Origin of the sequence: Nesterenkonia alkaliphila (genome assembly GCF_009758175.1) — a bacterium.
In the GTDB taxonomy this organism is placed as follows: Bacteria; Actinomycetota; Actinomycetes; order Actinomycetales; family Micrococcaceae; genus Nesterenkonia; species Nesterenkonia alkaliphila.
Genome location: NZ_WRPM01000102.1, coordinates 18,972 through 45,831, shown reverse-complemented (window position 1 = coordinate 45,831; position 26,860 = coordinate 18,972). Strand labels below are relative to the sequence as shown.

Genomic DNA, 26,860 nt, shown 5'->3' with positions numbered 1-26,860 from the left:
CGATGGTGACGTAGACGGCACTGAGGACGGTGTTGAGGATGGCACTGACGACGGAGCCGAGACCGGCACTGAAGATGGAGCCGAGACCGGCACTGAAGATGGTGTTGAGGATGGCGCCGACGATGGTGACGTAGACGGCACTGATGATGGTGTTGAGGATGGCACTGACGACGGAGCCGAGACCGGCACTGAAGATGGTGTCGAGGATGGCGCCGCTGACGGCGATCCTGACGGTGCAGGGGATGACCCGAACGTCACTGTAGACCCCGATTCGGCGCAGCCTGGTGATGAGGTGACGATCGAAGGTGACGGATTCGACCCTGACACCACAGTCACCATCGAGATCACCGACGAGGACGGTGACGTAGTCGACACCATCGAAGGTGTGGCAGTTGATGAGAACGGTGAGTTCTCCACCGGCTGGACGGTCCCGGAGGGGACCGACCCAGGTGCACTGACGATCACCGCCACCGATGATCAGGATCCCGACAGCTCCGCCTCAGCGGTTCTCACCATTACGACCGGTGCAGGACCCGCTGACGGACCGCCGAGGGATGACGATGATGGACTGGCCGCCACAGGTGCTGGTATTGCCGCCTTGGCAGTGCTTGCCGGACTGGTCATGGTGCTGGGCGCAGGAGCCCTGGTCGCCAGCAGCCGGCGCAGAGGCAGCACGATGTAGCCTGACCGCGTGACAGACACATCATCAATAACCAGCGACGGCGCTGCTCCACTAAGTGAGCAGCGCCGTCAGCTGCGACAGCTGCCCGTCTGGGGCAGGGCTCTGGCTCTTCCTGTGATATCGGTCGTCGTCGTCCATACCTTGCTCATTGCGCTGTGGGTGGCACCTATGACCCCCATTCGTGAAGAACTTGGGAATCAGAACCTCCGCTCTTACGTCATGCCGTGGTTCGAGCAGAACTGGTCCATCTTTGCCCCCAACCCGCGCCGGACCGCCGTCACCCTTGAGGTGCGCGCGCTGGTAGAGGACGAGACTGGCGAACGATCGACCACCGAGTGGGTGGACCTGGTGGAGATTGAGGACCAGATTGTGGCCGGCAATCCCTTGGGCACACGGACCTCTAAAATCACCCGGCGCCTGGCTGACCGAATGCACTCGGCCCGGGCCAACCTGAACGATGACCAAGTGGAGTGGCTGGACGCCAACTACGTGGAAACCCCCGTGGAGACACTCCGCAGCAGGCTCCTCGACGTGGAGGGAGGCACCGGGGAGCACCACGTGGACCGGTACATGCAGGCCGACCACGCCGCGGTCTGGATAGCGACCGCTGTCGCCGAGCACCTCCACCAGGAGCAGATCATTCACGTCCAGTACCGAACCTCCACACGCCCAGCACCAGGATGGGCAGTGCGCGAAGAGCGCGATCTCGATGACCAAAACCGAAACTACCGGGACTACGGTTGGCGATCCCCAGCCGATCTGGCGGAGAACGAGCTGGAACTCTTTGAGCACTACCTCCAAGGATTGGAGGCCAGTTCGTGACCAGTAGCACTGCTGATTGGCGCCGCGCCCTGGGGCGGTGGTCCACCCGCGCCCAGGCCTGGCTGCTCCTGCAGAAGCACGCGCTTTACGGGCTCTCAGCCGCCCGCATCTTGGTGGGCATAGCTGTACTGGGCCTACTGGTCAGCAACTTCCGCGCCCGGCACGTGCTCTGGGGGCCGGGCTCAGGATGGGCCGAACCCTTCAGAGAGTCCTCTGAATTTGGTGCGCTGCTGAGCATCTTTGACGGAGAAAGCCCGGCCCTGTTCACCCTGAAGTACCTGCTGCTGATGGCTATAGCAGCCGCAGTCATCATTGGTTGGCGGACTCGGCTCAACACGGCACTGCTGGCCTTGGGGATGGCCGCCTTAGTGGAACGGGCAGACACTCTAGGTGACCAGGGCGACAATATCGCCCGGATCGGGCTGACGTTCATGGTCTTCATGACCACTAATGCACACTGGTCCCTGGACGCCCGCCGGCGTCGGCTCGGCGAGCAGCGGCAGGAGCTCAAGGGGTGGCATAGAATCTGGTTCGGCCTACCGGTGCTGCCAGGCTGGTTCACCACGCTGCTGCACAACGCTGCACTGATCGCACTGTCCTGTCAGATCTTCATCCTCTACACCGCCTCGGCCCTGTTCAAAGTCCAAGGCGATCTCTGGCAGGCCGGCACTGCGCTGTACTACCCGCTGGTGCTGCATGAATACGCGGTCTATCCCTGGCTGAACGCACTGATCTATGAGAATCCCTATGTGCTGACCCTGATCACATACTTCTCCGTCTATGTGCAGCTTTTCTTTGCGGTGGGCCTGCTCCACCCGGTGACCCGAAGACTGGCCATTCTCGGGGTGATCATGCTCCACGGTGGGATCGCAGTGCTTATGGGGCTGCCCTGGTTTTCACTGGCGATGCTCGCTTTCGACGCGATCTTTGTCACCAACCGCACCTGGCGCCGGCTCGAGGAGCTTAGGGCCGCTCCGCGAAGAGCATCTGGCGCTCGGCGTAGCGATCGCGCACGAACCGGGTAGGTTCGGCGCTAAACCTGGTGGTTGACGACGCCGCCCAGGCTGGGGGTGCCTCAGCTCCGGACAGTACCCAGGCCGCCTGGCGGGCCGCCCCGTTGGCCACGTACTCATCGGGTTCGGGTACCAGGATCTCGCGCTCGAAGATCGCCGGTGCCAGCTGCTGGACTGCCGCGTTCCGAGCTGCCCCGCCGATCAGCTGGATGGAGTTGACCGGCACTCCCAGACTAGTCATCGCGGAGAGACCGTCGGCCAGCAGACACAGCAGGCCCTCCACCGCCGATCGAGCCACATCCTGCGGGTTCATCGAGGCCAGGGAGAGTCCGATGAACGACCCCGTGGCGAAAGGTAGGTTCGGCGTGCGTTCACCCTCTAGGTAGGGGATGAGTGTCAGCCCATTTGCGCCAGGTTCCGCTGCCAGGGCTAGCTCTGCCAGCTGGTCATGATCCACACCCAGCATCCGGCAGACCCCGTCGAGAATGCGGGAGCCGTTGAGGGTCACCGCCAGCGGCAGAAACTCCCCGGAGGCATCGGCGAAGCCGTTGACCGTGCCTGAGGGGTCCTGGATGGGCTCAGGGGAAACTGCAGAGACAACACCAGATGTGCCGATCGAGATTGCTACATCCCCAGTGCTCATGCCCAAACCGAGGGCTGCTGCGGCATTGTCGCCCGCCCCGGGCCCCAGCACCAGGTGGCCCCAGCCACGAGCGGGATCGCCGGTGCCGGCGGACTCGTTGGGGCCCAGCACTCGGGGCAGCACAATCTCTCTGGCCGCCTCCTCCGAGATATGCAGCGCCTGAGCAAGCAGCTCATAGCGATACTGACCCGCTGCGGTGTCGTAATAGGAGGTCCCGGAGGCGTCGGAGCGGTCGGTGGTCAGGTCCTCCAAGCGAGCAGCCCCAGAGATCTTCCACGTCAGCCAATCATGCGGCAGCGCCACCGCGGCCACTCGGGCAGCGTTCTCCGGTTCGGCCTCGGCCAGCCAACGCAGCTTTGTGGCGGTGAAAGAGGCCACCGGCACCGAGCCGGTCATCCGCGCCCAGTTGGCCTTGCCCTCAGCCGTGCCGCCGTGCTCCTGGATCAGCTGGTCGGCCGCCTCGGCGGAGCGGGTGTCGTTCCACAGCAGGGCATTGCGGATCACTCGGCCGGAGGAGTCCAAGGCCACCAGACCGTGCTGCTGCCCGCCCACGGAGGCAGCGGCCACGTCGCCCAGCCCGCCTGCGGCCTCCACAGCCTGCAGGAAGGCGTCCCACCAGGCCTCGGGGTCCACCTCGGTGCCCTCCGGGTGCTTGGCGGAGCCGGACCGGACCAGGGCCCCGGTCTCCGAATCCCGGATCACCACCTTGCAGGACTGGGTGGAGGAATCGATGCCGGCTACCAGAATTGCCACGGGTGAGCTCCTTGGCTTCGGATGAACGAGTCAGATCAGTCTAAACGGCAAGGAGTGGTGGAATCTCCCCGCTCACCGGCCGTCAGAGGCTCGGAGTAGCGGGGAGAATTCACCAGTCGATGCGCAGAGGGGTCTCGGCTCAGCTGATCAGGTGCTTCAGGGCCAGCTGGTTGAGCTTCACGAAGCCGAAGTTCCGCTGAGCGGCAGCCTCGGGGTCGAAGTCCTCATAGGCGCTCTTATCCGCCAGGAAGTCGCTGATCGATTCGCCCTCGGCCAGGGTGGGCTGGGCCAGCTCGAAGATTCCGGACTCCTCGAAGGCGGCCTGGACCTCGGGGTCGGCCCGGTAGGCCTTGGCCTTATCGGCCAGCAGAGTCACCATCTCCACATTGGCCTTCGCGGAGTCCCAGATCCCGTCGATGTAGTCGGTGCGGGAGGGCTTGTAGTCGAAGTGCAGCCAGCCGTCATAACTCGGCCCGCCGTTGGGGAACCCGTTGACGAGCAGGTCGATGGTGAAGAAGGCGGAGGTCAGGTCGCCGTGGCCGTAGACCAGGTCCTGGTCGTACTTGATGGAGCGCTGGCCGTTGAGGTCGATGTGGAAGAGCTTGCCGGCCCACAGCGCCTGGGCGATGCCGTGAGTAAAGTTCAAGCCTGCCATCTGCTCGTGGCCGGTCTCCGGGTTCAGGCCCACAATATCGCCGTGCTCCAGCTGGGCGATCAGGCCCAGCGCATGGCCGATGGTAGGCAGGAAGATATCGCCGCGGGGCTCATTGGGCTTGGGCTCCAGGCCGATCCGCAGGCTGTAGCCCTTCTCCTTGATGTAGGCCGCCACCGTGTCGATGCCCTCGGCATAGCGCTCATGGGCGGCGTTGAGGTCCTTGGCATTGTCATACTCGGATCCCTCGCGCCCGCCCCACATCACGAAGGTCTCGGCGCCGAACTCGGCAGCGCGGTCCACATTGCGCAGCAGCTTGCGCAGCCCGAAGCGCCGTACCGAGCGGTCGTTGGAGGTCAGACCGCCATCCTTGAACACCGGGTGGGCGAAGGTGTTGGTGGTGACCATCTCGATCTTCAGGCCCACCTGCTCAGCGACCTCCTTGAACCTGGTGAAGTACTTCTCCCGGGCGGCTTCGTCGGTGCCGAAGGGGGCCACGTCGTCGTCGTGGAAAGTGACGCCTGATGCCCCTGCCTCCTTGAGCTTGGGCAGGTACTCCCACGGCTCGAACTCAGGCCGGGAGGCCTCACCGAACTGGTCACGGGCGGTCCAGCCCACAGTCCAGAGACCAAAGGAGAGCTTGTAGTCAGAAGGCGACGATGCCATGAGGGTTCCTCCATTACGGGATCAAAAAGACGGAGCGGACCCGTATCATGCTTGAGGGCACAATGTGACGAGGCGCTCATTTTGTTGCTAGATGTAACCTAATTGTTTGGGGGGATAAGATCAAGTCCGTGATGTGGAACGGTTCTGGTTCATTGGCTCGCCTGGGCAGGCGGTCGCTGACCCGCGGGCTCACCGGAGTGGCCAGAAACGGCAACGGCCATATACACGGCGAGCACAACGGCACAGCAGAGGACGACGCCGCCCGGCACGACTTTCTGCGCCCCCAGCGGCGTGACCGGCCCCCGCACAGCGAGGCGCTGCGCCCAGGGGCTCGGCAGGAGACCCTGCGCGAGGCTAATCTGCTTCTGATCACCGAAGAGATCTTCGCCTCGGCCGAACCGCTGTCTCGGGCAGATCTGTCCATCCGCACGGGGATGACCCGCTCCACAGTCTCCCGCCTGGTGGATGATCTGTTGGCCGCGGGCATCGTCCGCGAGGGTTCCCCCATGGTGGGCCCCACCCGGGGGCGCCCGGCAGTGCCGCTGACCCCGGCCCGGAAGACCTTGGCCGGACTCGGTGTGGAGGTCAACGTGGACTTCATGGCGGTCCGGGCCCTTGATCTCACCGGCAGCGTGCTGGCCGAGGCGCTGGTGGAGCGCGATTATCGCGGCTCGGACCCGGTCTCCGTGCTGCGGGAGGCGGGGGAGCTCGCCGCCGGCGTCTCCGCCCAAGCTCAGGAGTCAGGAGCCCAGGTAGTGGGCACAGTGGTGGCGATGCCGGGGCTGGTGGGCTCGGACGAGCGCTCCCTGCTGCTGGCCCCCAATCTGGGTTGGCGGGATATCGACACTGTGGAGCTGCTCACTGCAGCAGCCGGCCAGGAACCCTTTGGCCAGTTCATCAGTGTGGCCAATGAGGCCAAGCTCGCGGCCCTGGCCGTGGCCCAGGAGCTGACCGAGGCCGATGGGGAGGAGCAGACGTTCCTCTTTGTCTCGGCGCAGATGGGCATCGGCTCGGCCGTGGTGATCGACGGAGTGGTCAACCCGGGCCCGCACGGCTGGGCCGGCGAGCTGGGGCACCTCTCGGTGGAGCCGGCCGGGCCCGAGTGCAGATGCGGGGCCACCGGATGTCTGGAGGTCTACGCCGGCAAGCGCGCACTTCTGACCGCGGCAGGGTTGGGGCCTAATGTGGCAGCCGCTGACCTCATGCAGTTGGCCCGGGAGGAGGACAGCTCCGATGACAGCGCCGCTGAGACCGCACGCGCGGCGATCAGCCGGGCTGGCTGGGCGCTGGGGGTGGCGCTCGCCGGGGCAATGAATGTGCTGGACGTCCACGAGATTGTCCTAGGCGGTGAGTTCGCACCGTTGACTGATCTGCTGCGACCGCGGATCGAGGAGGAGCTGCAGCGCCGCGTACTGGCCTCCCAGTGGGCGGCATTCCGGGTCCGTGAATCAGGTACCGGCCCCGCACCTGCGGTCACGGGCGGAGCCATGCTAGCCCTGCGCGCCGTAGTTGATGCCCCGCAGATGTGGGTACCCGCCAGTTAGCGGGGATGAGGCGCGAGCAAAGCGGCCGCGCCGCCAGCGCTGCCCGGCTCGCTATTGCAGCCGCTGCGCTCAGCGTTCGGTGGGCGCAAATGCCCATAAATCTGGGCTGATAAGTCCTGAACTGTGGTTATTTGTGCCCACCGTCGGAGTGAGGTGGGCGGGCTCCCCACGCCGCGGGACTTGCTACAGCCGGAAGGCCTCCAGGCTGTAGCCCACGCGATGCCAGGCCCCGGGCTCAAGATCGATCAGATCCTTGCCCGAATTGAAGGCGTTCGGCGGGCAGGTCATCGGCTCCACCGCCACCCCGGCCCGGTCAATCCGTTCCCCGGTGTAGACCTGCGCCCAAGCAGTGTCAGAGATCATCCGCACCATGAACCCGCTGGGGCCGTGCAGCAGCTCAGCGCTCCACCCCTCCTCCGGCAGCCCGGTGTAGGCGTGATCAATGCGCAGCCCGGCCAAGAGCGGGCCGTCGGTGAGGTCCAGGTCCCCGGAGACCGGGCTGGAGCCCACTACCTTGCCGGTGGGCTTGGTATTCGCCACTGTGCTGGCCGGCAGTCGCAGCCGGCAGGACTTCAGCGGGGCATCCGCCGCGGTGAGATAGGGGTGGAAGCCGGCGCCATACGGAGCTGTAGGCAGCTGTGGCGACTCGGCGTCGTCGTCGGTCTCCGGCATATAGCGGGTGCTGAGCGTGGCAGTGAGCCCCAGATGCCCGGCCACCCGGTACACCAGCACCACCTCGAGCCGGAATGGATATCCCTCCGTAGGCTCGATGACCCCAGTTAGATGGACTTCCGACTCCCGCTGGTGCTGGATGCTGAGCTGCACACCGTGAAGCAGCCCGTGCATCGCTGCTCCGGTCTCCTCCTCGTTGGGCTGCAGGGAGTACTCGGCCTCTCGGTAGCGGTACCGGGACTTGACCACCCGGTTGGGCCAGGGCGCCAGAACGGCGCCGGGGTAGCCGCCCTCCGCCCGCTGGGCAGGGACAATGAGGTTCTGCGGGGCACCTGTGGCGGGGTCCTGGCTGGTCAGGCTCAGAAGGGCGCCGCCGCGGGTGGCGACTGTGGCGGCGTACCCGCCGGCTGAGATGGTGACGCTGGGCGCAGAGGCGGTCATAGTGGTCTCCTTCACGTGAACTCTGGGTCAACACTAGCTAAACCCTGGTCAGTTGCCCACTTAGGGGGTTGCGTGGCGTCGTACACTGTTCTCCCTATGGATTCACTACTGGAGACTCGGCGCGGCAAGCGGCAGGCAGACTTTTCCCGGCCCGCAGCGGGGTCGGGCGGCAGCTTTGTGCACCAGCCCGGCACCCTGATGGTGTGCCTGGACGTCGACGGCACTATCGTGAACCATGACGGGCATATGTCGGATGCCGTCAAGCAGGCCGGCCGGGCCGTGGTGGCTGACGGGCACACAGTGGTCATCGCCACCGGACGCTCACTGCAGGCCACCCTGCCGATCATCGAGACCTTCGGCATCACCCACGGCTATGCGGTGTGCTCCAACGGCGGGGTCACCCTGCGCATCGATGCCCGGCCTCCGGAGGAAGGCGGTCTGGAGGACGGCTTTGAGGTCATTGACCAGCAGGTCTTCGACCCGGCCCCGGCACTGAAAGCTCTCAACGAGCGGCTCTCCACCGCCCGGTTCGCCATTGAGACCTCTGCCGGGCATTTCATCGCCACCGAACGGTTCGAGGACCTCACCTTCGGCCTGGTCCCGGAGCCGGTGAGCATGAAGCAGATGAAGCGGGCTGAGGCCGTCCGCCTGGTGGTGAACTCCGATGACGCCACTGCCCATGAGTTCGCCCGCGCGGTCAGGGATATCGGCCTGCAAGGGGTCAGCTACTCAGTGGGCTGGTCGGCATGGATCGACATCACTGCCGACGGGGTGACCAAAGCCTTCTCCCTGGAGACGCTGCGGAAGAAGCTCGGTGCACCCAAAGAGGTCACAGTGGCCTGCGGGGACGGCCGCAACGATATGGAGATGCTCCAGTGGGCCCACCGCGGAGTTGCCATGGGGCAGGCAGCTCCGGAGGTCAAGGAGGTGGCCGATGAGGTCACCGGCACAGTGGATGAGGACGGCCTGGTCGATGTCCTCTATTCCATCCTGGAAGCAGCAGACTCACCAGCTGCGGGTGAGGCGCAGCCGTAGCGGCGCACCGACCCTATGGGCTACCGCAGCTGCTCGGCGAGCTGTGCCACTGCCGGCTCACCCACCAAGTCTCCTGCCAGCATGGGCAGCTGCAGCATCTGCGCCCCGGGCAGCAGCTGGCCCAGTTTGGCCAGTTGAGCCTCTTCCTGGGCCCGTTTGGCGGCCAGGAACTCTCCCTGATCGGCGGGGGAGAGACGGTTGACGACGACGCCGCCCACCTGGACTCCCAGCCCGTCGAGCTGGTGGAACAGCTCAGCTGACTCCAGTACGGGCACCCGTTCGGCGGTGACCACAATGACAAAGCTGCAGAGGGCTGGATCTGTAATCATTCCGCGCAGCTTCTCGAACTTAGCCCGCCGCTGGGTGAGTACCTGGCGGATCCGCCGATCCCGGTTGGCCCCCTCGGAACTCTCCGGGTCGTCATTGTCCAGCGCACGGACAGCTGCTCCGAACTTCTCGGCCTTGGTGCGCCGGTTCAGCAGCCCCTCGGTCCAGGCAGACATAATCTCAGGCAGGGCCAACAGCCGGGCGGTGTGGCCGGAGGGAGCAGTGTCGAAGATGATCAGGTCATAGTCCCGCTCGGCCAGCTCCACCACCTCCGCGATCCGTTCCAGGATGGCGGACTCATGGGTCCCGGGGGATTTCCGGGCCAGCTCCAGATGAGCCCCCACCTGTTTATGCAGATGATCCGGCATGAAGTCGCGCAGAGTCTGGCCCACCTGGGCCAGATGGTGCTCGATGGTGGCCGAAGGATCGATCTCCACTCCGGCCAGGACTCCGGAACCGCCGTCATCGGCCAGCAGCACCGGATCATCACCCACCGGGCGGTCCCACAGGTGACCCAGATTATGTGCGGGGTCCGTGGAGACCAGCAGCACCCGGCGCCCGGCTCGGGCCTGGTGCAGGCCCACTGCGGAGGAGACCGAGGTTTTGCCCACCCCGCCCTTGCCGCCGATGAACAGGAGCTTCCGCTCGGCAGCAAGATCTAACAGCACTGCATACCGTCCATCGGAGAACGGTCGAGTCCTTGCCGGATATGCCAGTCGTGCATCCGGTCCAGCATCTCCGGCAGCAGCTCCAGAGTGGCGCCGGAGGCCGGGTTCGGTACGCCCAGCGCCTCAGAGAGCACCAGCATCATGAACAGATCCTCCTCATCACGCTTGGCCCGGGCGAACACACGCCGATAGGGGGCCACGTAGAAATCACGCAGCCCCCTCTCGGCCTTCTTGAACCAGCTCATGCCGCCGAGTCTACGGGGCTGAGAGCTTCTGGTCCTCGGTGAGTGATTCCTCGTCCTCCGGTTCCTTGGGGCCCTTCCATGCTGCCAGCATGGCGATCACAGCCTCCAGCAGCACCCAGGTCGCGGCCACCACGATCACCACATCGATGGTGAACAGCAGCCAGTCCCCGGCCTGGAAGAGGTCCACCAGCTGAACCAGCGCTGCATAGATCGTCATGAACAGCACGAACACCGCAGGTAGCAGCACCGGCAGGAACGGGCGTCCCTTGCGGATGAGCATCACTGCCAGAATGGTCAGCGACAGGCCGGCCAGCAGCTGGTTGGTGGTGCCGAACAGTGGCCAGAGCGTCATACCGCCGGAGGCGTCGGCACCCTGGGAGAAGGTCAGGGCGAAGGCCAGCACAACCGCGATCACAGTGGCCGCCAGAGTGGGGATCTTCACCCCGGCGATCTGGCCGATCTCCTGAATCACAAACCGCTTCAAACGGGTGGCAGTGTCCAGAGTGGTGGCAGCGAACAGGATCGCCATAGTGGCGAGGATAGTGGCGGCCAACCCCTGCGGGATGCCCAGGCCGGCGTTGAGGATGTTTGCCCCGCCTTCCACAAAGACAGGCACACCGCCGGCGGAGAAGGAGTCGTAGACCTCGCGCCACTGGGCCACCGTCTGGAACCCGGCTGTGGTGGCGATAATCGCACCCAGAGCCAGCAGGCCCTCACCCACTGCGCCGAAGTAGCCCACAAACCGGGCGTCAGTCTCCCTGTTCAGCTGCTTGGAGCTGGTGCCTGAGGAGACGATCCCGTGGAATCCGGAGATCGCACCGCAGGCGATAGTGACAAACAGCAGCGGCACAATGGAGGGGGTGTCTGCCGGGACAGCATCGTTGACCGCCGGTGCGACCACTGTGGGAGTCGCCAGCAGCACTGCACCATAGATGATGCCCAGACCGATGAACAGCTGCACGCCGTTGATGAAGTCACGCGGCTGCAGCAGCACCCAGACCGGCAGCAGGGAGGCGATGCCGCTGTAGAGGAACAGCAGGATGATCCAGATGGCATTCGGGGTCAGCCCCAGCATGCCCTCCTCGGGCAGTGAAATCGGATACGCGTTGCCCAGCAGGATCAGCCCGTAGAGTGCAGCCACACCTACGGCGGTCACCGCGATCAGGTTCCACTTGAACCGGTAGATGGCCTGGCCCACCAGCACGGCGACCACTAGGGCGCCCCAGGTGGGGATGACTGCCCCGGGCTGGGCCACCAGCAGGTTGGAGATCACCACGGCGAAGGCAGCCAGCACCATAAGGATCAGCAGGAAGATGACTACCAGGAATAGATTGCGGCCCCGGTTGCCGATGTAGGTGCCGGAGAGGGCGCCCATGGACTTGCCCTTATTGCGCACCGAGGCCCACAGGGTGCCAAAGTCGTGCATACCGGCCATAAACACTGTGCCCAAGGTGACCCAGAGGAAAGCAGGCAGCCAGCCCCAGATCACGGCGACGGCCGGCCCCACAATCGGGGCGGCACCGGCTACAGAGGTGAAGTGGTGTCCCCAGAGGATGTACCGGTTGGTGGGAACAAAATCCACGCCGTCTTCGAACTGATGTGCAGGGGTCTTGAACTCGGCGTTGAGTTTGTAGACCTTCTTGGACAGGAATCTTGAGTAGAGGAAGTATCCGGCCAGCATCATCGCGATGCCGATGACGGCCAGCACCAGCGAGTTTGGTGCATCCATGGGGTGGCTCCTGAGTGATCCGTGGGTGTGAGTGTCGCCGGAAATACTACGAGCGCATGTGACCGACGATGCTTTTGCGTTGCGTCATTTCAGTATATGGGCACCTTGTGACGCGTGCCACATCATTACCGGTGGCGGCGTCGTTATTTCTAGTGAACGTCCAGGTGAAGGTGATGGTGTGGGCGGTCTAGGTACATAAAGCGAGTGAGATTGTGAGTTGTACCCATGACACACCCAAACACCGCCAGCCACCGTGTGGTGGGATCCGTCTACTCCACCGGTCAGTCCGCTGTGACTAACCCTCTGCCCAAGGCCACAGCCGCGGAGACGGCCCAAGTCCTTGCCGAAGTCGAATTCCCCACTATCGCCAAGGGTCCCATCGTTCGCCGGCCCAAAGTTGTGGCCGCCGTGGAGCGGCTGGGATTGGAGGCACGGGCAGTCACCCGGATGCAGACCATGGCCGAGAAATACGGGCGAGGTCCGCTGATGCTCGCGGTGCCAGGCCAGAAGATGGCCACTGTGCTTGACCCCGACCATGTGCACCGCATTCTAGAGGAGTCACCGGAGCCGTTCGCGACTGCGGAGACGCTCAAACGGCACGCCTTGAAGCACTTCGAGCCGAAGGTTTCGCTGATCTCCGAGGGCTCCGAGCGGGCCCGGCGCCGCGACGCCAACGAAAAGCTGCTGGACCATAATCACCCGATCCACCGGATGGCTGAGCAGTTCATGCCCGCTGTGCGAGAAGAGGCCGCCGCGCTGCTGGAGGAAGTCGCAGACAACGACGACGCCGCAGGCCAGCTCAACTACGATGCGTACTTCAATGCCTGGTTCCGTCTGGTGAACCGGGTGGTGCTGGGCGACTCATACCGCGATGACATGGAGCTCGTGGAGCTAATGGAGACCCAGCGCAAGCGGGGGAACTTCGCCTTCCTGCGCCCTGTGAACACAGAAGACAGGGCCGAGATTCTGGAGAGGATCAGCCAGGCAGTGGATAAGGCTGAGCCGGGGAGCCTGGCTGCCTTCATGAAGCAGATTGAGGCCGCTGGGGATACCGAGACCTCACGGGATGAGAATGTTCAGCAGGTCCCGCAGTGGCTCTTTGCCTTTGACCCGGCGGGGATGGCCAGCTACCGGGGGCTTGCCCTGCTGGCCGCCCACCAGGACCGGCTCGACGCGGCTCGCTACCAGATCGCGGAGGAGGCGCAGGCTGAAGCGCCGATGCTGCCGCTGCTGCGGGCAACGGTGCTGGAGTCGCTGCGGCTGTGGGCCACAACCCCGATGATCCTGCGTGAGACCACCCGGGAGGTGGAGTTCGAGCACGGCGTGATGCCCGCCGGGACCACAGTGCTGATCTTCGCCCCGTTCTTCCACCGGGATGAGAAGAACCTGGACTTCGCCCACCGCTTCGCCCCGGAGGTCTGGGATCATCAGCGCACCCGCGAGGAATGGCCGCTGGTGCCCTTCAGCGGCGGGCCTGGGATCTGCCCCGGCCGGCACCTGGTGCTGCTGCTGACCTCCAACTTCATGGCAGAGATTGTAAGGCAGCGCAGCATCGAGCTGACCTCACATGAGCTGGAGCCCGGGAACCTGCCGGCACTGCTGGACAACTTCAGCTTGGAGTTCCAGCTCTCGCCTCGCTGAGTGCCCTCCGCGGTATCCGCTCCGGGTGCCCGTCGCCTGTGAGCTCGGCCCGGCCGAGCCCCTCCTAAGAATCCGGTAGCGAAACTATGGAAACTCAGGCCGAAACAGGGTGAGTTCCCGAAGTTTCGCTACAGGATCTGGCAACTGCGGCGGCACCGGCAAGTAGGCTTGGCCCATGACTGAGTTCCGGGTGCCCAAGGACTGCCCGACCCTCTCGCTGGAGCAGGTGTGGCCGCCGTTCGGGCTGCGCATCGAGTCCCCGAGGCTGGTGCTGCGCCAGGTGCGCGAGACCGACTTCCCCGCCTATGTGGCCGCGGCGTCATCCGGGATTATGAAGGGTAAGCGGAACTCCTTCGCCTCCCCCTGGGATGAGAACTCCCCGGAGGATATCGCCAAGAACTCGCTGACCTGGCTGTGGTCCAAGCGCCCGGCGATCGGCCCGGACTCCTGGTACCTGATGCTGGCGGTCTTCTTCAGGAACCAGGACGGTTCCGAGGGTCCGCTGATCGGGATGCAGGATGTCTGGGCGGAGAACTACCGGGTGCTGCGTACTGTGGAGTCCGCCAGCTGGTTGCGCGCCGATCAGCAGGGCAACGGCTACGGCAAGGAACAGCGGGCGGCCGCGCTGATGTGGGCCTTTGACCATTTCGGTGCCGAGTACGCCCAGTCCGGGGCCTATGACTGGAACCAGCCCTCCAAGCGGGTCTCAGAGTCCCTAGGCTACTTTCAGTGCGGCACCAAACGCGTCCCCGATGCCCACGGCAAACAGCCGGAATGGGAGATCCAGTACCGGATGGCCAAGAGCGACTTCATCCGTCCCAGCTGGACTGCCGCGGTGCGCGGCAATGAGCGGCTGAAGGACTTCATGCTGCTCAGCGCCCGGCACCAGTCCCAGGAGTGAACCTAAGGGTCACAGCGGGTGCGCATGTTGCCGGAATGAGGGCGCTGCAGGCCGGGACTCCGACCATTTGCGCACGCGATTCTCCAGCGGTGGGGCGTTTCGCGTCTTGAGGGGCGGGGCGTTCGGGTCTCCAGGGGTGGGGCGCTCGCGTCTCGAGCGGTGGGGCGTTTCGCGTCTTGAGGGGCGGGGCGTTCGGGTCTCCAGGGGCGGGGCGTTCGGGTCTCCAGGGGTGGGGCGTCTCGCCGCCCAGTAGGCTCGGGCCATGAACGATCACCAGGATTTCGCCGCTGCGCCGGTGTTGGAGAATGAGCTGGTCCGGCTTGAGCCCCTGAGCTACACCCAGCAGGATGAGCTGGCCGCTGCTGTCAGCGTGGGCCAGTTGTGGAAGACCTGGTACACCGGGATCCCCTCCCCGCAGCGCATGGCCCAGGAGATTGACCGGCGGCTGGCACTGCAGCGGCAGGGCAGTATGGCGCCCTGGGCGGTTGTTGATCCGGCCTCAGGCACTGCCGTGGGGATGACCACATTCATGGAAATCGACCCGGTTTCCCCGCGCCTGGAGATCGGTTTCACCTGGCTGGGGCGTGCCGCTCAGGGCACCGGGATCAATCCGGCCATGAAGCTGCTGATGCTGGAACGGGCCTTCGACACTTTGGGCTGCATCGCCGTGGAGTTCCGCACCCACTGGCACAACCATCAGTCCCGGGCGGCGATTGCCCGATTGGGTGCGAAGCAGGACGGGGTGCTGCGCAATCACCGGGTCATGCCCAACGGGACCCTCCGCGACACGGTGGTCTTCTCCATTCTGAACACCGAGTGGCCGGCGGTGAGAGCAGGCCTCGAACACAGATTGGCTAAGTACTCGCAGCAAAGGTGACTCCACGGGACCGGCGTCACCGGGGAGCCGCGTGGCAGGATTGAGCCATGTCTGCTGAGCCGATCACTGTCAGTCCGGAATGGATCCGCGGCGCGGTGGTCGGCGCCCAGAAGATCCCTGCCCCGGCGCTGCCCGGGGAGTACTGGGATGCCGCTGAGGTGCTGCGCGGGATCGGACTCATTCAGCTGGATCCGCTGACCCGGGTCTCCACCGCCCAGCGACTGACCAGCCTGACCCGGCTGCCGCGGAAACACCGGGCCGATCAGGTGGACGCCGCCCTCTGGCCCGCCGGGGCCCCTGCCTCCTTCGAATCCTTCACCAAAGTGGCCTGTGTCTTCCCCCTGCAGGACTGGCCCCTGCTTGAACTGCGCCGGCAGAGCGTCCGCCACAAGTACGGGGACACCCTCTCCGAACAGCTGCGCGGACAGATCCGGGAGGTGGTGGCCGCCCAACCGCGCGGAGTGCAGATCGGCACTATCGAGACTGCCCTGGACTCCGCCCGGACCACCGGTTGGAACTGGTCCGAGATCAAGCAGGCGGCCGAACTCATGGTCCGCACCGGTGAGCTGGTGATCACCGCCCGCGAGGGCGTCATCCGGCTTTTCGATCTGCCCGAGCGCGCCCTGCCGCCCGAGGTTCGCCAGGCCGAGCAGCTGCCCCCGGATGAGCTGCGCGCAGGGCTGGCCCGCCGAGCCGCCGGGACACTGGCCGTGATGACGGTCAGCGACTTCGCCCACCATTACCACCTGAGCAAACACGACGCCGCCCACGGAATCCAGCTGGCAGGGCTCCTCCCGGTCACCGTGCCGGATTGGCGGGAGACCGCCTATGTGCTGCCAGGACTGCTGGAAGCCGATGTTGATCCGGCCGGGATCGGACCGGTCAAGGAGGCCCGGCTGATCGGCCCCTTCGACCCGCTGCTGCGGGACCGGCGCCGGGCGCTGCGGATCTTCGGCTTCGACTACACCTTTGAGGCGTATGTGCCCAGGGACAAGCGGGTCTACGGCCATTATGTGATGGGTGTGCTCTCTGGCACCGAGTTGATCGGCCGGGTGGACCTCTGGCGCAGCAACGGTGAACTTGTGCTCAACCGGATCTGGGCTGAGCCCGGAGTGCCTGCACGCAGCGTGATCGCACGGGCCAAGGCCGCGGCGGCGACCCTGGCCCGGCAATTGGGCGTTTCGCTACGCCTGCCGGGGGACTGAGCGCTCAGAGCTCCAGGGTGAAGAGCTCGCAGGTGGTGTTGTAGTAGCGGTCGGTGGCTCCCTGGTAGGTCATACCCAGCCGCCGGGCCACTGCCTGAGATGTGGCGTTTGCAGGGTTGGTCACCGCCACCAACCGCTGCAGCCCACCCGCACGTGCGTGATCCACCAGAGCTTGAGCAGACTCAGAGGCAAAGCCCGAACCCCAGGCGCCCGGGTGCAGGTGCCAGCCGATCTCAAAGTCTGACTGCTCTGCCGTGACCCCCTCGGAGAACGGAATCGGCTTCATCAGAGCAAACCCGAGCGGGGCGGCGTCGTCCCTTCGCTCTATCAACCAAACCCCGGTGACCGGGCCGAACTGGGAGCGGTAGCGCGCCAGCCGCTGCAGCGCCTCGTCCCGGGTGCTCTGCACCTGGCCGGTGCCGATATAGCGCACCACCTCAGGCCGGGAGTACATATCCAGGGTGAAGTCGAGGTCGCTCGGCTCCGGAGGGCGCAGCCGGAGCCGCTCGGTCAGCAGCACAGTACCCAGATGTTCTGTCATAGTCATCAGCCTCTCATCAAATGTTCCAGTGCAGAGCCAGGCCTCCCCGCTGGCGCTGCCGAAGAGCGCAGATGCGGGGGAGGCTCCTCAGGGCGAGGGCAGGTGCTCATCGAGAACGCGGGCCCCGCTCGGCTCAACCCTCGGCGCCGTTATACGCTGGGCGGTGAACCGCTGACCTGAACTCCAAGGAGGAAATGTGGCAATTGTCCGCGATGTGACCATCGAGATCCCCGCCGGCTCCCGCGTGAAGTACGAGATCGACCATGAGACCCACCGGCTGCGACTGGATCGGGTGCTCTTCACCCCCATGCAGTACCCCACCCATTACGGGTACTTCGACGACACTCTCGGCGAGGACGGCGATCCGCTGGACGCCCTGGTCTACATCCCGGACGTGGACCTGTTCCCCGGTGTGGTGGTCGAGGCCCGTCCGGTCGGGGTGCTGAACATGACCGATGACGGCGGCGGCGATGCCAAGCTGGTCTGCGTGCCCGACGACAAGCGCTTTGACCACATTCAGGACATCAGCGACCTCGGCGAGTTCCTGGTCAAGGAAATCGAGCACTTCTTCACCCGGTACAAGGACCTCGAGCCCGGCAAATGGGTCAAGGTCGAAGGCTGGGCCGGCCGCGAAGAGGCCGAGGCCGAGCTCACCCGCAGCATCGAGCGGTTCAAGGGCTGACCGGAGTCATTGAGTGGTGAGATCACCCCGCTAAAATCCGTCAGGTTCACGGAATAACGGGGAGAACTCACCACTCGACTCTTCGCGGGGCGACTCTGGGCCGGATCGGAGCCCCATGCTGGGCCCCGGAGTGCCAGCCGCTCAGCTCAGCAGCTCGGTGGCCCCGATCCAGCTGGCCGCCCAGGCGTAGTCCCAGGCGCGGTCCTTCCACTTCTCGTAGCGGCCGGAGGCTCCGCCGTGCCCGCCGTCCATCTCGGTCTTCAGCACGATCGGGGCACCGCCCTGCTGGTGCTCGCGCAGCACCGGGACCCATTTGGCGGGCTCCACGTAGAGGACCCGGGTGTCGTTGAGCGAGGTGACTGCGGCGATTGCCGGATAGGCGGCGCTGCGCACATTCTCATAGGGGGAGTAGGACTTCATATAGGCGTAGACCTCCGGATCCTCCAGAGGATTCCCCCATTCCTCCCACTCTCCGGCCGAGAGCGGCAGCTCCGGGTCCAGGATGGTGGTCAGACTGTCCACAAAGGGCACCTGCGCCACGATCGCGCGGTACTTCTCAGGTGCCAGGTTCGCCACCGCGCCCATGAGCAGACCGCCGGCCGAACCGCCGATCGCCGCCACCCGGTCCGCCGCGGCCCAGCCGGAGGCCACCAGGTGGTCGGTGGCCGCAATGAAATCGGTGAAGGTGTTCTTCTTGTTCAGCTTCTTACCGCCCTGGTACCAGAGCCGGCCCAGCTCGCCGCCGCCGCGGATATGCGCCACGGCGTAGACGATGCCGCGGTCCAACAGGGACAGCGAAGGCACGGACAGCGCCGGGTCCATGCTCAGCTCATAGGAGCCGTAGCCGTAGATCACCAGCGGGTTGGTCCCATCCGGCTTCACCTCAGCCCGGCGCAGCATGCTCACCGGCACCTTGGTGCCGTCCTCAGCCTCCGCCCAGAGGCGCTCAGCCACATACTTCGAGGGGTCGAAGTCGTTGACCGGAGTCTGCCGGCGCAGGACGGGCTCACCGGTAGCGTGCGGGATGTCATAGACCCGGTCAGGCACCAGCCAGGAGGTGTACTCCACCCGGAACACCGGGGCCTCGAACCGGGCCTGCACCACATTCACGGCATGCATCTCATCGTCAAAGGCAGGGCCAGGCAACGACGACGCCGCCACAGCACTGCCGCCCTCACGCACCTGCCGCACCGTGTCCAGTGAGAGCAGCCGCACCGAGGGATTCGCGCTGATCCTGGCCTCCACCAGGATCTGGGCGGCGGTGACGGTGAGGTAGTAGTCCAGCTTGACGTCCTCCTCATGCTTCAGCACTGTGCGCCCCAGATCCAGCGTCGCGGCATCAGCCTGAGCGAGCAGCTCCTCCGCAGTGCACAGTGAGACCGCATTATTGGGCCCGTCCTGGTTATGAGTGATCAGCAGCATCCGCTGCCCGTCCAGGTCGAAGGGCGCCACATAGTTGATCAGCCCGCGCGAGGCCGGGATGATCTCCACCGGCTCGGCCTGCGGATCGGTGAGGTCCAGCAGCCGGGTGGCGTTCCACTCCGAGCCGCCGGATTCGATCACCAGCTGCTTACGGTCTGCGGAGTACCAGGCCCCTGACCACTGGGTGATGTCATCGATCTGCAGCAGCAGCCGGTCCTCGGCGGCGTCGGTGCCGATCGTGTGCGCATAGAGCCGGTTGGGGCGCCAGGACTCGTCGGCGGCGAAGTAGTAGGCGCGCTGCCCGTCGGGGGAGAGGTAGATCCCGTAGTGCAGGTTCGGCACAGACTCCTGGTACAGCTCGCCGGTGGCAAGGTTCTTGAAACGCAGCGTGAAGTGCTCGTCCCCGCTGGTGTCCTCCGAATAGGCCAGCAGGGTTCCGGCCTCGTCGATGGCCATTCCGCCCAGTGAGTAGAAGGGGTGCTTGGCCGCCTCCGCATTGGTGTCGAAGTAGGTCTGCTCACCCGGAAGCGGCACACCGGGCTCAACCTCCGGCGGGGTCCAGGAGTCAGGGTCGGTGACCGGGGCGCGGCAGTAGATAGGGTGCTGCTCGCCCTCGATGGTCCGCACGAAGTGCCACCAGTCCCCGCGCCGGGCAGGCACCGAGAGATCGGTCTCCACAGTGCGGGCCTTGATCTCGGAGAAGATCGCCTCGCGCAACGGCTGCTGGTCGGCGGCCACCGCCTCGGTATAGGCGTTCTCCGCCTTCGATGCTCAATGACCTCAGGGTCCTCTTTGTCCCGCAGCCACTCATACGGATCCACAAAAGTGTCACCGTGGTGGGTGCGCTGGGTGGGGACTCTCTTCGGGACTGGGGGAGCGGGCGTCGTCGTCATCTCACCCATTCAACCAGAGGTTATTCGCCGGCTCGGACCAGGCCGGATTCGTAGGCGGTGACCACGATTTGGGTGCGGTCGCGCAGCTGCAGCTTGCTCAGGATCCGGGAGACATGGGTCTTGACCGTCTGCTCGGCCAGGAACAGTTCAGTGGCGATCTCAGCATTCGGCAGACCTTTGGCGACCAGGCGCATCACATCCAGCTCGCGCTCGGTCAGCTCGGCCAGCACAGCTCTGTTCTGTGCCGGGGCGGCCGGCCGGGCCGCATAGTCGGCGATCAGGGTGCGCGTGATCTTGGGGGCGAGCAGCGCCTCACCCTCAGCCACCACCCGCACCGCATGGATCAGCTCCTCCGGGGTGGCATCCTTGAGCAGGAAGCCGCTGGCTCCGGCGCGCAGGGCCGAGAAGACGTACTCATCGGCGTCAAAGGTGGTCAGCATCAGGATCCGCGGCGGCTCACCAGGCATACTGAGCACTGTGCGTGTGGCCTCCAGACCGTTGACTCCGGGCATCCGGATGTCCATCAGCACCACATCCGGCCGGGTGCGCCGCACGGTCTCCGCGATCCCTTTGCCGTCCTCAGCGGTGCCCACTACCTCGATCCCCTCCTGGGCGTCCAGCAGAGCGGCGAAGCCGGCGCGGATCATATGCTGGTCATCCACAATCAGCACGCGGACGGAAGAGGCTGGGGCACTGCGGGTCTCGGGCACAGGCTCACGCTACCCCAGTTCACGGTCCTGGCAGAGGCAGGGCCGCCCATCGGCTGCCGGACTACCCCGCAGGTACTGCCCCGATGAACACGGAATCACTCTGCAGCGGGATGCCGGTGCCTCAAGGACGTGCCTAGCGTGACCCGTATGAACCTCATCACATCGCACAGCAGCAGGGGTGGCGAGACCATTCTGCGCCGGCTCTCCCGGGACTTCGCCTATGTGCTGCCAGGTCTGCCGATTGCCGTGTTCAGCTTCGGACTGCTGCTGGCGATGACAGTTGCCTCTGCGGCCACCTTGGTGATCTGGCTCGGCGCGCTGCTGCTGCCGCTGACCCTGGTGGTCGCCTCCGGCTTCGCCGAACTGGACCGCAACCGGCTGCGGCTCTGGGGTGCGGCAGTGGCGCCTGTCCGATACCAGCCGGCAGGCCCGGGCATGACCGGCAAGCTGCGCCTGGCCGTGGACCCGCGGCGCTGGCTGGACCTGATCTTCGAAATGCTCATCGCCTTCCCGCTGCGGCTGATCACCTTCATCCTGGCGGTGGTCTGGACCCTGGGCGGCCTTGCCGGGATCAGCTACTTCTTCTGGTCCATCTTCCTGCCTGATGAACGGTCGGTGATCCAGCTGCTGGAGCTGGTGGGCTCCTCGTTGGTTCCTGAGCGTGAAACGGCCCAGTACCTGCTGGATGCCGGGGCGCATTTTCTGCTGGGCGCGGTGCTGCTGCTCACCCTGCCGACGGTGATGCGCGGACTGGCCGGACTTGATGCGATGCTGACCACTGCTCTGCTCGGCGACGGCGGCCGCGGTGAGCTCTTCGGCCACCGCGCCGACCCCCTGGACGCCGCTGCCGGTAGCAGGCATTCGGCCTCATTCAGCGGCACCGCCTGGGCTTGGATCGGGGCCGGGTTCGCCGCGGTGGTGCTGCTGGCAGTGAGCTGGCCGCTGATCTCGGTGCTGTACGCGGTCAATGTGGCGGTGGCCATGGTGCTGGTGGTAGCGCACTGCGCGGCCGTGGTGCTGACCCTGCGTTGGGTCTGGCCGGGCCTGGCGCTGTCCCTGGCCGCCGCGGCCGGACTGATGATCGCCACCGCCCCGGCCGGCACCGGACTGTGGCCCTGGCCGGTGCCGGTTTTGATCACCCAGTGCGCAGTGCTGACAGTAGCCGTACTGGCCCGCCCCTGGTACTGCGCGGCATCCGCCTGGTGCGGCGGGGCGGTGCTGACCCTGATCGCTCTGTTCACCCTGGTGGAGGACCTCCCCTCCGGTTCCCTGGGCAACAGCATCGTCTTCACCTCAATCAGTGCCGGCGTGGTGGGCGTGGGGGTGCTGCTGCGGCTATGGATCCTCAACGCCGGGCGCCTCGAGGCCGCCGAACGCACCTCCGCCGAACAGGACCGCCGCCGCAAGGAGCTGCAGGAGCGCACCCGGATCGCCCGCGAGCTGCACGATGTGGTGGCGCACTCCATGTCAGTGATCAGTGTGCAGGCCTCCACCGCGCAGTACCGGATCGCGGGTCTCAACGATGACGCCCGCCGTGAGTTCGAGGAGATCGCCGGCTCCTCCCGGCAGGCCCTGAGCGAGATGCGGATGCTGCTGAGCACCCTGCGGGCCGAGGATGAGGTGCCCACAGCTCCTGAACCCGGCCTGGAAGACATCGAGGAGCTGGTCCAGACCACCCGGGCCTCCGGCACCCCCATCCGCTATCGCGGCCTCACCGCAGATGACGACGCCGCCCTGCTCGCCTCCGCCACCCCGGCCACTGCACTTGCCGCCTACCGGATTGTGCAGGAGGCGCTGAGCAATGCCCTGCGCCACGCCCCGGGCGCGGAGGTCGAGGTGCAGCTGCGCGCGGAGGCTGATGGCCCCGCCCGCAGGCTGAACATCAGTGTGGTCAACGGCCCCTCCCCGGAGGAGCTGATGGAGCCTGCCCCCGGGGCCGGGCTGGGGCTCAGCGGCATCCGTGAGCGGGCCACTGCCGTGGGCGGCTCGGCAGAGGCCGGGCCCACTGAGGACGGCGGTTTCACTGTGCAAGCCAGACTGCCCCTCTGAGCCGCTGCATCCCTGTACGATCCAACCCTGAACGATCCAGCCTGCCGGGCTCGCCCCTGCCCATGCCAGTCCTACCCCGGCCAGCTCTGTCTGGTTCAGCCCTGCCCGTGCCAGCCCGTTCAGGCCACCCCTACCGGAGTAGGGGGTCAGATTGGCTCCAGGGAGGGACGCGGGGGGTGGAGCCTGCTCCCTACGGTGAACCCATGACCATCACTCAAGGTGCTCCCAGCGCAGTCATTTACCGGACACAAGGCGCGAAGGACGGCGCCCCCGCAGCCGGCCGCGGCGCGCACGCGCCGGCGGAACCCGCACCGCCGCGTCCCAACCGTCAGACCAACGAGTTCTTCGAGCTCTCCAAGCGGGTCAAAGAAGCCGGGCTGATGGAGCGCAACGCCCAGAGCTATATCGGCCGCGCCGTGGTGCTCTCCCTCGGCTTCCTAGGAACAGCGGCGCTGATGGGGCTGGTGGGGCAGAGCCTCTGGCAGCTGGCGGTGGCGGTCCTCCTCGGCATCCTGTTCACTCAGGCAGCCTTCCTCTCCCATGACGCCGCCCACCAGCAGGTCTTCAACAACGGGCGGAAGAACGAATGGCTCTCTCTGCTGATGGGCAATCTGGTGGTGGGCATGTCCTACAGCTGGTGGGTGCGCAAGCACGGAAAGCACCACGCCAACCCCAATGTCATCGGAAAGGATGGCGACATCAAGGCCGGAACACTGGCCTTCGTCCCCGGGGATGCGGCTGACCGCACCGGTATCGCCGCCTGGTTCGCCAAACGGCAGGGCTGGTTCTTCTTCCCGATCCTGCTGTTCTTCGGTTTTGTGCTGCACGGCCAGGCGGTGCGGGCAGTACTGCGCGGAGAAAAGGTCAAGCGCCGCAAGGTGGAGGCCAGCTTCCTGGCCCTGCGGCTGATCGGCTACCCGCTGCTGATCATCTGGCTGCTGGGCCCGCTGCTGGGGCTCGGGTTCATCGCCGTGCAGGTGGCGGTGTTCGGCGTGTACATGGGCGCCAGCTTCGCTCCCAACCACAAGGGCATGCCGCTGATCCCCAAAGACGCCGAGGTGGACTTCCTGCGCCGGCAGGTGCTGACCTCCCGGAACATCTCCGGCGGCCGGCCGATGGGCTGGGCGATGGGCGGGCTGAATTACCAGATTGAGCACCACCTCTTCCCCCGGATGGCCAGCCCCAAGCTGCACAAGGTCCGCCCCCTGGTCCGCGAGTTCTGCGCCGAGCACGGGATCACCTACACCGAGACCGGGCTTCTGTCCTCCTACCGGATCATCATCCGCTACCTGAACCGGGTGGGTCTGGGTTACGCCGACCCCATGGAGTGCCCGATCACTGCCCAGTTCCGCAGCACCGGCACACAGGTGGTCTGACCGGCGCTGCACCGCTTCACCAGCAGCTCACCGGGGGTTAATGTCCATGTGCTACTACTGCCCGGGTGAGCGTATCTGAGTCAGAGCAGCAGCCGCAGCAGAAGCCCCCAGGCAGTGTACTGGAAGTCTTCCTGGTCTTCCTGCGGCTGGGCCTCACCAGCTTCGGCGGACCGGTGGCGCATCTGGCCTACTTCCGCGAGGCCTTTGTGGTGCGCCGCAAATGGCTCACCGAGAAGGCCTATGCCGATCTGATGGCGCTATGTCAGTTCCTGCCCGGACCGGCCTCCAGCCAGGTAGGCATGGCCCTGGGCCTGCAGCGCGCCGGAGTCGGCGGACTCTTTGCCGCTTGGTTCGCGTTCACTATGCCCTCGGTGATTCTGCTGGTGGCCTTCGCCTACGGGGTGGCCAATGCCGGTGACCTCAGCGAGGCAGGCTGGATCAACGGGCTCAAAGCCGCCGCCGTGGCCGTGGTGGCACATGCCGTGCTCGGCATGGCGCGCTCGCTGACCCCGGACCCGCCCCGGGCGACCATCGCCGTGGGATCCATGGTGGTGGTGCTGCTGGTGCCCAGTCCGTTCATCCTGGTCGGCGCGATCGCGCTCTCCGGACTCATCGGGTTGATCGCACTGCGTGCCCCCGAGGAGCAGATGGACAGCCAGGACGCTTTCCCGCTGCGGCTGCCCAAATCGGTGTCCATCACCTGTCTGGTCCTGTTTTTCGGACTGCTGTTCGGGCTGCCAGCGGCTGCCGCGGCCACCGGCAACTCGGTGCTGGCGCTCTTCGACATCTTCTACCGGGCCGGGGCCTTGGTATTCGGCGGCGGCCATGTGGTGCTGCCGCTGCTGGAAGCCGAAACTGTGGGCACCGGGCTCATCGACTCCTCCACTTTCCTGGCAGGCTACGGTGCCGCCCAGGCAGTACCCGGCCCGCTGTTCACCTTCTCCGGCTTCCTGGGCGCCTCTGCGGAGACGGACCCCAGCGGGCTGCTCGGTGCGGCCATCGCCGTGATCGCGATCTTCCTGCCCGGCGGCCTGCTTGTGGTGGGCACAGTGACGTTCTGGGAGCGCCTGCGCGGTAACCGCACCGCCCGCAAGGCGCTGCTGGGCTTCAACGCCGGAGTGGTCGGAGTCCTCGCCGCAGCCCTCTACAGCCCGGTCTTCACCGACGGGATCATGGACACTCCCAACCCCACGTTAGCGATCTGCTTCACCGTGGCGGCCTTCGTGGCGCTGAACAACTGGAAGGTCCCCGCCTGGGCGGTGGTCATCGCCGCCGGCCTGCTGGGCTGGGTGGTGCTCTGACTCTAGCTCCGCGCGGCGTCGTGAATCCGCTGCAGGCGCTGGCTAGTCTGGACTTGTGACTCGCCGCCGCCCTTCGCCCGCTGTGTACCGGCGCCGCCGACTCGTGGCCGCGCTGCTGGCGGTGCTGCTGCTGGCTCTGGCCGTCTGGGGCGCCCGCGCCCTCTACGAACGCATCTTCGGTGAGGACCCCTCGCCCGAGCAGACTGAGCAGCAGACAGCCGACGACGCCGCCGGCGCACCCGGCTCTGCCCCCGACCCCACTGGGGAGCCTGCCGCCGAAGGCACTGATGCTGAGCCGGATACGCCCCCGGAGCCCGCCGCCGAAGGGTTCTGCGCCCCGGCCGATATTGAGGTCCGGGCCAGCACCAGTCACGAATCCTACGATGCTGCCACCGCACCAATGCTGATCATGGAGATCGAGAACACCGGCTCCAGCGACTGCACCCTGGATGTAGGCACCGCCGAACAGGAGTTCAGCGTCTCACTGGGCGGCCGGGAGATCTTCACCACCGCCCAATGCGATATCCGCGGTGATTCCTTGGAGATCGAGTTCGAACCCGGGCAGACCGAGCGCGCCAATATGGTCTGGCCCCGCTCCGAGTCCGCAGTGGACTGCGCCGAACCCGCCGAACTGGTCACCGGAGACTATGAGCTCACCGTCTCAGTCTCCGGTATCAGCAGTGAACCGCACAGCTTCCGCGTCACCGGAGCCAGCCAGTGAACGAGTCTTCAGGCGTGCACCGAGGCCAAGCTGTGCCCGCGGAGTTCAGGGTCCGCCCCGCCCGGACCTCTGATGTGCCGCGCATCGTGGAGATGGCCCAGCCCCTGGTGGCCAAACGTGTCCTGGTGCCTAAGGAACGGGTGGCCTACTACGAATCCATCCAGGAGTTCCTGATCGCTGAGGATACGGAAGGAAACCTGATCGGCTTCGGCGCCCTGCATGTGATGTGGGAGGACCTTGCCGAGGTGCGCACCCTCGCGACCCTGGACTCCTGGCGGGGCCGCGGCGTCGGCGGAGCCCTGCTGCACCAGCTGCTGGAGCGGGCCCGGGCACTGGGCACCTCCCGGGTGTTCTGCCTGACCTTCGAGGTGGAGTTCTTCACCCGTCACGGTTTCCACGTGATGGCAGACCAGACCCCGGTGGACCCGGAGGTCTACACCGAGCTGCTGCGCTCCCCGGACGAGGGTGTGGCCGAATTCCTGGACCTGGCCCGTGTGAAGCCCAACACATTGGGCAATACCCGGATGATCCTGGACTTGGACGCTTCCGGGCACTGAGGCAGCTCTCATCGCTACTAAACCGTTTAGCCCCCAGCTGTTCACCTCCAGTTCACCCGAACAGCAACTTCTGGTCACTTCACGTCCTTAGC

23 protein-coding genes and 2 pseudogenes are annotated in these 26,860 nt (G+C 65.8%); 15 read left to right on the top strand and 10 right to left on the bottom strand.

The genetic code is table 11. The features are described from left to right. From GNZ21_RS15115 to GNZ21_RS15105, 3 genes and pseudogenes are all read left to right on the top strand, one after another. Positions 1-682, top strand: a pseudogene (locus tag GNZ21_RS15115) (hypothetical protein); the annotation flags it as partial. Positions 683-850: 168 nt separating this feature from the next. Then, positions 851-1,504 carry a DUF5819 family protein gene (locus tag GNZ21_RS15110; RefSeq protein ID WP_198346045.1) on the top strand — a complete coding sequence of 218 codons (654 nt, stop codon included), beginning with the start codon at positions 851-853 and terminating at the stop codon, positions 1,502-1,504. Further along, complete coding sequence (locus tag GNZ21_RS15105; protein WP_157325795.1) at positions 1,501-2,529, top strand: HTTM domain-containing protein; 1,029 nt, start codon at positions 1,501-1,503, stop codon at positions 2,527-2,529. The genes GNZ21_RS15110 and GNZ21_RS15105 overlap by 4 nt, the downstream gene beginning before the upstream one ends. On the opposite strand, the gene xylB is transcribed toward GNZ21_RS15105, so the two are convergent. Together xylB and xylA are read right to left on the bottom strand one after the other, a co-directional pair. Next, on the bottom strand, positions 2,468-3,913 hold the full coding sequence (gene xylB / locus GNZ21_RS15100; RefSeq protein ID WP_188503569.1) for a xylulokinase: 1,446 nt from the start codon (positions 3,911-3,913) through the stop codon (positions 2,468-2,470). The genes GNZ21_RS15105 and xylB overlap by 62 nt on opposite strands. Positions 3,914-4,052: 139 nt before the next feature. Continuing rightward, complete coding sequence (gene xylA, locus GNZ21_RS15095; RefSeq protein WP_157325793.1) at positions 4,053-5,231, bottom strand: xylose isomerase; 1,179 nt, start codon at positions 5,229-5,231, stop codon at positions 4,053-4,055. Between the two features lie 131 nt (positions 5,232-5,362). Here xylA and GNZ21_RS15090 point away from each other — a divergent pair, with 131 nt between their 5' ends. Further along, positions 5,363-6,775, top strand: coding sequence for an ROK family transcriptional regulator (locus GNZ21_RS15090; RefSeq protein WP_229659460.1), 1,413 nt, complete (start codon positions 5,363-5,365; stop codon positions 6,773-6,775). Positions 6,776-6,958: 183 nt separating this feature from the next. Here GNZ21_RS15090 and GNZ21_RS15085 read toward each other — a convergent pair whose 3' ends face one another. Further along, the gene (locus GNZ21_RS15085) at positions 6,959-7,888 is read right to left on the bottom strand and encodes an aldose epimerase family protein (protein WP_157325789.1); all 930 of its coding nucleotides are present in this window, start codon (positions 7,886-7,888) and stop codon (positions 6,959-6,961) included. A 96-nt stretch (positions 7,889-7,984) separates the two neighbouring features. Between GNZ21_RS15085 and GNZ21_RS15080 the strand changes: the two genes are divergently transcribed. Beyond that, positions 7,985-8,923, top strand: coding sequence for an HAD family hydrolase (locus GNZ21_RS15080; protein WP_373868404.1), 939 nt, complete (start codon positions 7,985-7,987; stop codon positions 8,921-8,923). Between the two features lie 20 nt (positions 8,924-8,943). Here the strand turns inward: GNZ21_RS15080 and GNZ21_RS15075 are convergent, their stop codons facing one another. The 3 genes from GNZ21_RS15075 to GNZ21_RS15065 are packed head-to-tail and all read right to left on the bottom strand — an operon-like array spanning position 8,944 to position 11,892. Beyond that, positions 8,944-9,918, bottom strand: a complete 975-nt coding sequence (locus GNZ21_RS15075; protein WP_188503568.1) for an ArsA family ATPase — start codon at positions 9,916-9,918, stop codon at positions 8,944-8,946. Continuing rightward, the gene (locus GNZ21_RS15070) at positions 9,909-10,163 is read right to left on the bottom strand and encodes a cory-CC-star protein (RefSeq protein ID WP_157325787.1); all 255 of its coding nucleotides are present in this window, start codon (positions 10,161-10,163) and stop codon (positions 9,909-9,911) included. Before GNZ21_RS15070 ends, GNZ21_RS15075 begins: the two co-directional genes overlap by 10 nt. A 10-nt stretch (positions 10,164-10,173) precedes the next feature. Continuing rightward, on the bottom strand, positions 10,174-11,892 hold the full coding sequence (locus GNZ21_RS15065) for a carbon starvation CstA family protein (RefSeq protein ID WP_157325785.1): 1,719 nt from the start codon (positions 11,890-11,892) through the stop codon (positions 10,174-10,176). Positions 11,893-12,117: 225 nt separating this feature from the next. On the opposite strand from GNZ21_RS15065, the gene GNZ21_RS15060 reads away from it, so the two are divergent. The 4 genes from GNZ21_RS15060 (at position 12,118) to GNZ21_RS15045 (ending at position 16,516) form a co-directional block, all read left to right on the top strand. Then, positions 12,118-13,533: a cytochrome P450 gene (locus GNZ21_RS15060; RefSeq protein ID WP_157325782.1), complete on the top strand. Its 1,416-nt coding sequence runs from the start codon at positions 12,118-12,120 to the stop codon at positions 13,531-13,533. 175 nt (positions 13,534-13,708) lie between these two features. Next, the gene (locus GNZ21_RS15055) at positions 13,709-14,434 is read left to right on the top strand and encodes a GNAT family N-acetyltransferase (protein ID WP_157325774.1); all 726 of its coding nucleotides are present in this window, start codon (positions 13,709-13,711) and stop codon (positions 14,432-14,434) included. Between the two features lie 262 nt (positions 14,435-14,696). After that, complete coding sequence (locus tag GNZ21_RS15050; RefSeq protein ID WP_157325772.1) at positions 14,697-15,311, top strand: GNAT family N-acetyltransferase; 615 nt, start codon at positions 14,697-14,699, stop codon at positions 15,309-15,311. Positions 15,312-15,358: 47 nt separating this feature from the next. Next, complete coding sequence (locus GNZ21_RS15045; protein WP_157325770.1) at positions 15,359-16,516, top strand: DNA glycosylase AlkZ-like family protein; 1,158 nt, start codon at positions 15,359-15,361, stop codon at positions 16,514-16,516. 4 nt (positions 16,517-16,520) lie between these two features. Here the strand turns inward: GNZ21_RS15045 and GNZ21_RS15040 are convergent, their stop codons facing one another. After that, positions 16,521-17,063, bottom strand: coding sequence for a GNAT family N-acetyltransferase (locus tag GNZ21_RS15040; protein ID WP_229659450.1), 543 nt, complete (start codon positions 17,061-17,063; stop codon positions 16,521-16,523). Between the two features lie 196 nt (positions 17,064-17,259). On the opposite strand from GNZ21_RS15040, the gene ppa reads away from it, so the two are divergent. After that, complete coding sequence (gene ppa / locus GNZ21_RS15035) at positions 17,260-17,739, top strand: inorganic diphosphatase (protein ID WP_188503580.1); 480 nt, start codon at positions 17,260-17,262, stop codon at positions 17,737-17,739. Between the two features lie 141 nt (positions 17,740-17,880). Here ppa and GNZ21_RS15030 read toward each other — a convergent pair whose 3' ends face one another. The 3 genes and pseudogenes from GNZ21_RS15030 to GNZ21_RS15025 form a co-directional block, all read right to left on the bottom strand. Next, on the bottom strand, positions 17,881-19,899 hold the full coding sequence (locus tag GNZ21_RS15030) for a S9 family peptidase (RefSeq protein WP_308805457.1): 2,019 nt from the start codon (positions 19,897-19,899) through the stop codon (positions 17,881-17,883). A gap of 80 nt (positions 19,900-19,979) precedes the next feature. Further along, positions 19,980-20,054, bottom strand: a pseudogene (locus GNZ21_RS16220) (hypothetical protein); the annotation flags it as partial. Positions 20,055-20,074: 20 nt separating this feature from the next. After that, positions 20,075-20,764 (bottom strand): response regulator, encoded by a 690-nt coding sequence (locus tag GNZ21_RS15025; protein ID WP_268234824.1) that lies wholly within the window; start codon positions 20,762-20,764, stop codon positions 20,075-20,077. A gap of 147 nt (positions 20,765-20,911) precedes the next feature. On the opposite strand from GNZ21_RS15025, the gene GNZ21_RS15020 reads away from it, so the two are divergent. The 5 genes from GNZ21_RS15020 to GNZ21_RS15000 all read left to right on the top strand — a co-directional run bounded on the left by GNZ21_RS15020 (position 20,912) and on the right by GNZ21_RS15000 (position 26,768). Further along, complete coding sequence (locus GNZ21_RS15020; RefSeq protein WP_157325768.1) at positions 20,912-22,813, top strand: sensor histidine kinase; 1,902 nt, start codon at positions 20,912-20,914, stop codon at positions 22,811-22,813. Positions 22,814-23,016: 203 nt separating this feature from the next. Then, positions 23,017-24,189 (top strand): fatty acid desaturase family protein, encoded by a 1,173-nt coding sequence (locus tag GNZ21_RS15015; RefSeq protein WP_157325766.1) that lies wholly within the window; start codon positions 23,017-23,019, stop codon positions 24,187-24,189. Between the two features lie 65 nt (positions 24,190-24,254). Continuing rightward, the gene (gene chrA, locus GNZ21_RS15010) at positions 24,255-25,490 is read left to right on the top strand and encodes a chromate efflux transporter (protein ID WP_188503567.1); all 1,236 of its coding nucleotides are present in this window, start codon (positions 24,255-24,257) and stop codon (positions 25,488-25,490) included. A gap of 55 nt (positions 25,491-25,545) precedes the next feature. Continuing rightward, a complete protein-coding gene (locus tag GNZ21_RS15005) occupies positions 25,546-26,211 on the top strand; it encodes a hypothetical protein (protein WP_157325764.1) in 666 nt (221 codons plus the stop codon). A gap of 32 nt (positions 26,212-26,243) precedes the next feature. Beyond that, on the top strand, positions 26,244-26,768 hold the full coding sequence (locus tag GNZ21_RS15000) for an amino-acid N-acetyltransferase (protein WP_188503579.1): 525 nt from the start codon (positions 26,244-26,246) through the stop codon (positions 26,766-26,768). Positions 26,769-26,860: the final 92 nt, after the last annotated feature.

Bases quoted from the DNA above. Each gene is read 5' to 3' on its own strand.
- GNZ21_RS15060 (WP_157325782.1), top strand. From the start codon at position 12,118: ATGACACACCCAAACACCGCCAGCCACCGTGTGGTGGGATCCGTCTAC.
- GNZ21_RS15080 (WP_373868404.1), top strand. From the start codon at position 7,985: ATGGATTCACTACTGGAGACTCGGCGCGGCAAGCGGCAGGCAGACTTT.
- GNZ21_RS15020 (WP_157325768.1), top strand. From the start codon at position 20,912: ATGAACCTCATCACATCGCACAGCAGCAGGGGTGGCGAGACCATTCTG.
- GNZ21_RS15040 (WP_229659450.1), bottom strand. From the start codon at position 17,063: ATGACTATGACAGAACATCTGGGTACTGTGCTGCTGACCGAGCGGCTC.
- GNZ21_RS15085 (WP_157325789.1), bottom strand. From the start codon at position 7,888: ATGACCGCCTCTGCGCCCAGCGTCACCATCTCAGCCGGCGGGTACGCC.
- GNZ21_RS15090 (WP_229659460.1), top strand. From the start codon at position 5,363: ATGTGGAACGGTTCTGGTTCATTGGCTCGCCTGGGCAGGCGGTCGCTG.
- GNZ21_RS15045 (WP_157325770.1), top strand. From the start codon at position 15,359: ATGTCTGCTGAGCCGATCACTGTCAGTCCGGAATGGATCCGCGGCGCG.
- GNZ21_RS15110 (WP_198346045.1), top strand. From the start codon at position 851: ATGACCCCCATTCGTGAAGAACTTGGGAATCAGAACCTCCGCTCTTAC.
- xylA (WP_157325793.1), bottom strand. From the start codon at position 5,231: ATGGCATCGTCGCCTTCTGACTACAAGCTCTCCTTTGGTCTCTGGACT.
- GNZ21_RS15070 (WP_157325787.1), bottom strand. From the start codon at position 10,163: ATGAGCTGGTTCAAGAAGGCCGAGAGGGGGCTGCGTGATTTCTACGTG.
- GNZ21_RS15050 (WP_157325772.1), top strand. From the start codon at position 14,697: ATGAACGATCACCAGGATTTCGCCGCTGCGCCGGTGTTGGAGAATGAG.
- GNZ21_RS15015 (WP_157325766.1), top strand. From the start codon at position 23,017: ATGACCATCACTCAAGGTGCTCCCAGCGCAGTCATTTACCGGACACAA.
- GNZ21_RS15065 (WP_157325785.1), bottom strand. From the start codon at position 11,892: ATGGATGCACCAAACTCGCTGGTGCTGGCCGTCATCGGCATCGCGATG.
- GNZ21_RS15055 (WP_157325774.1), top strand. From the start codon at position 13,709: ATGACTGAGTTCCGGGTGCCCAAGGACTGCCCGACCCTCTCGCTGGAG.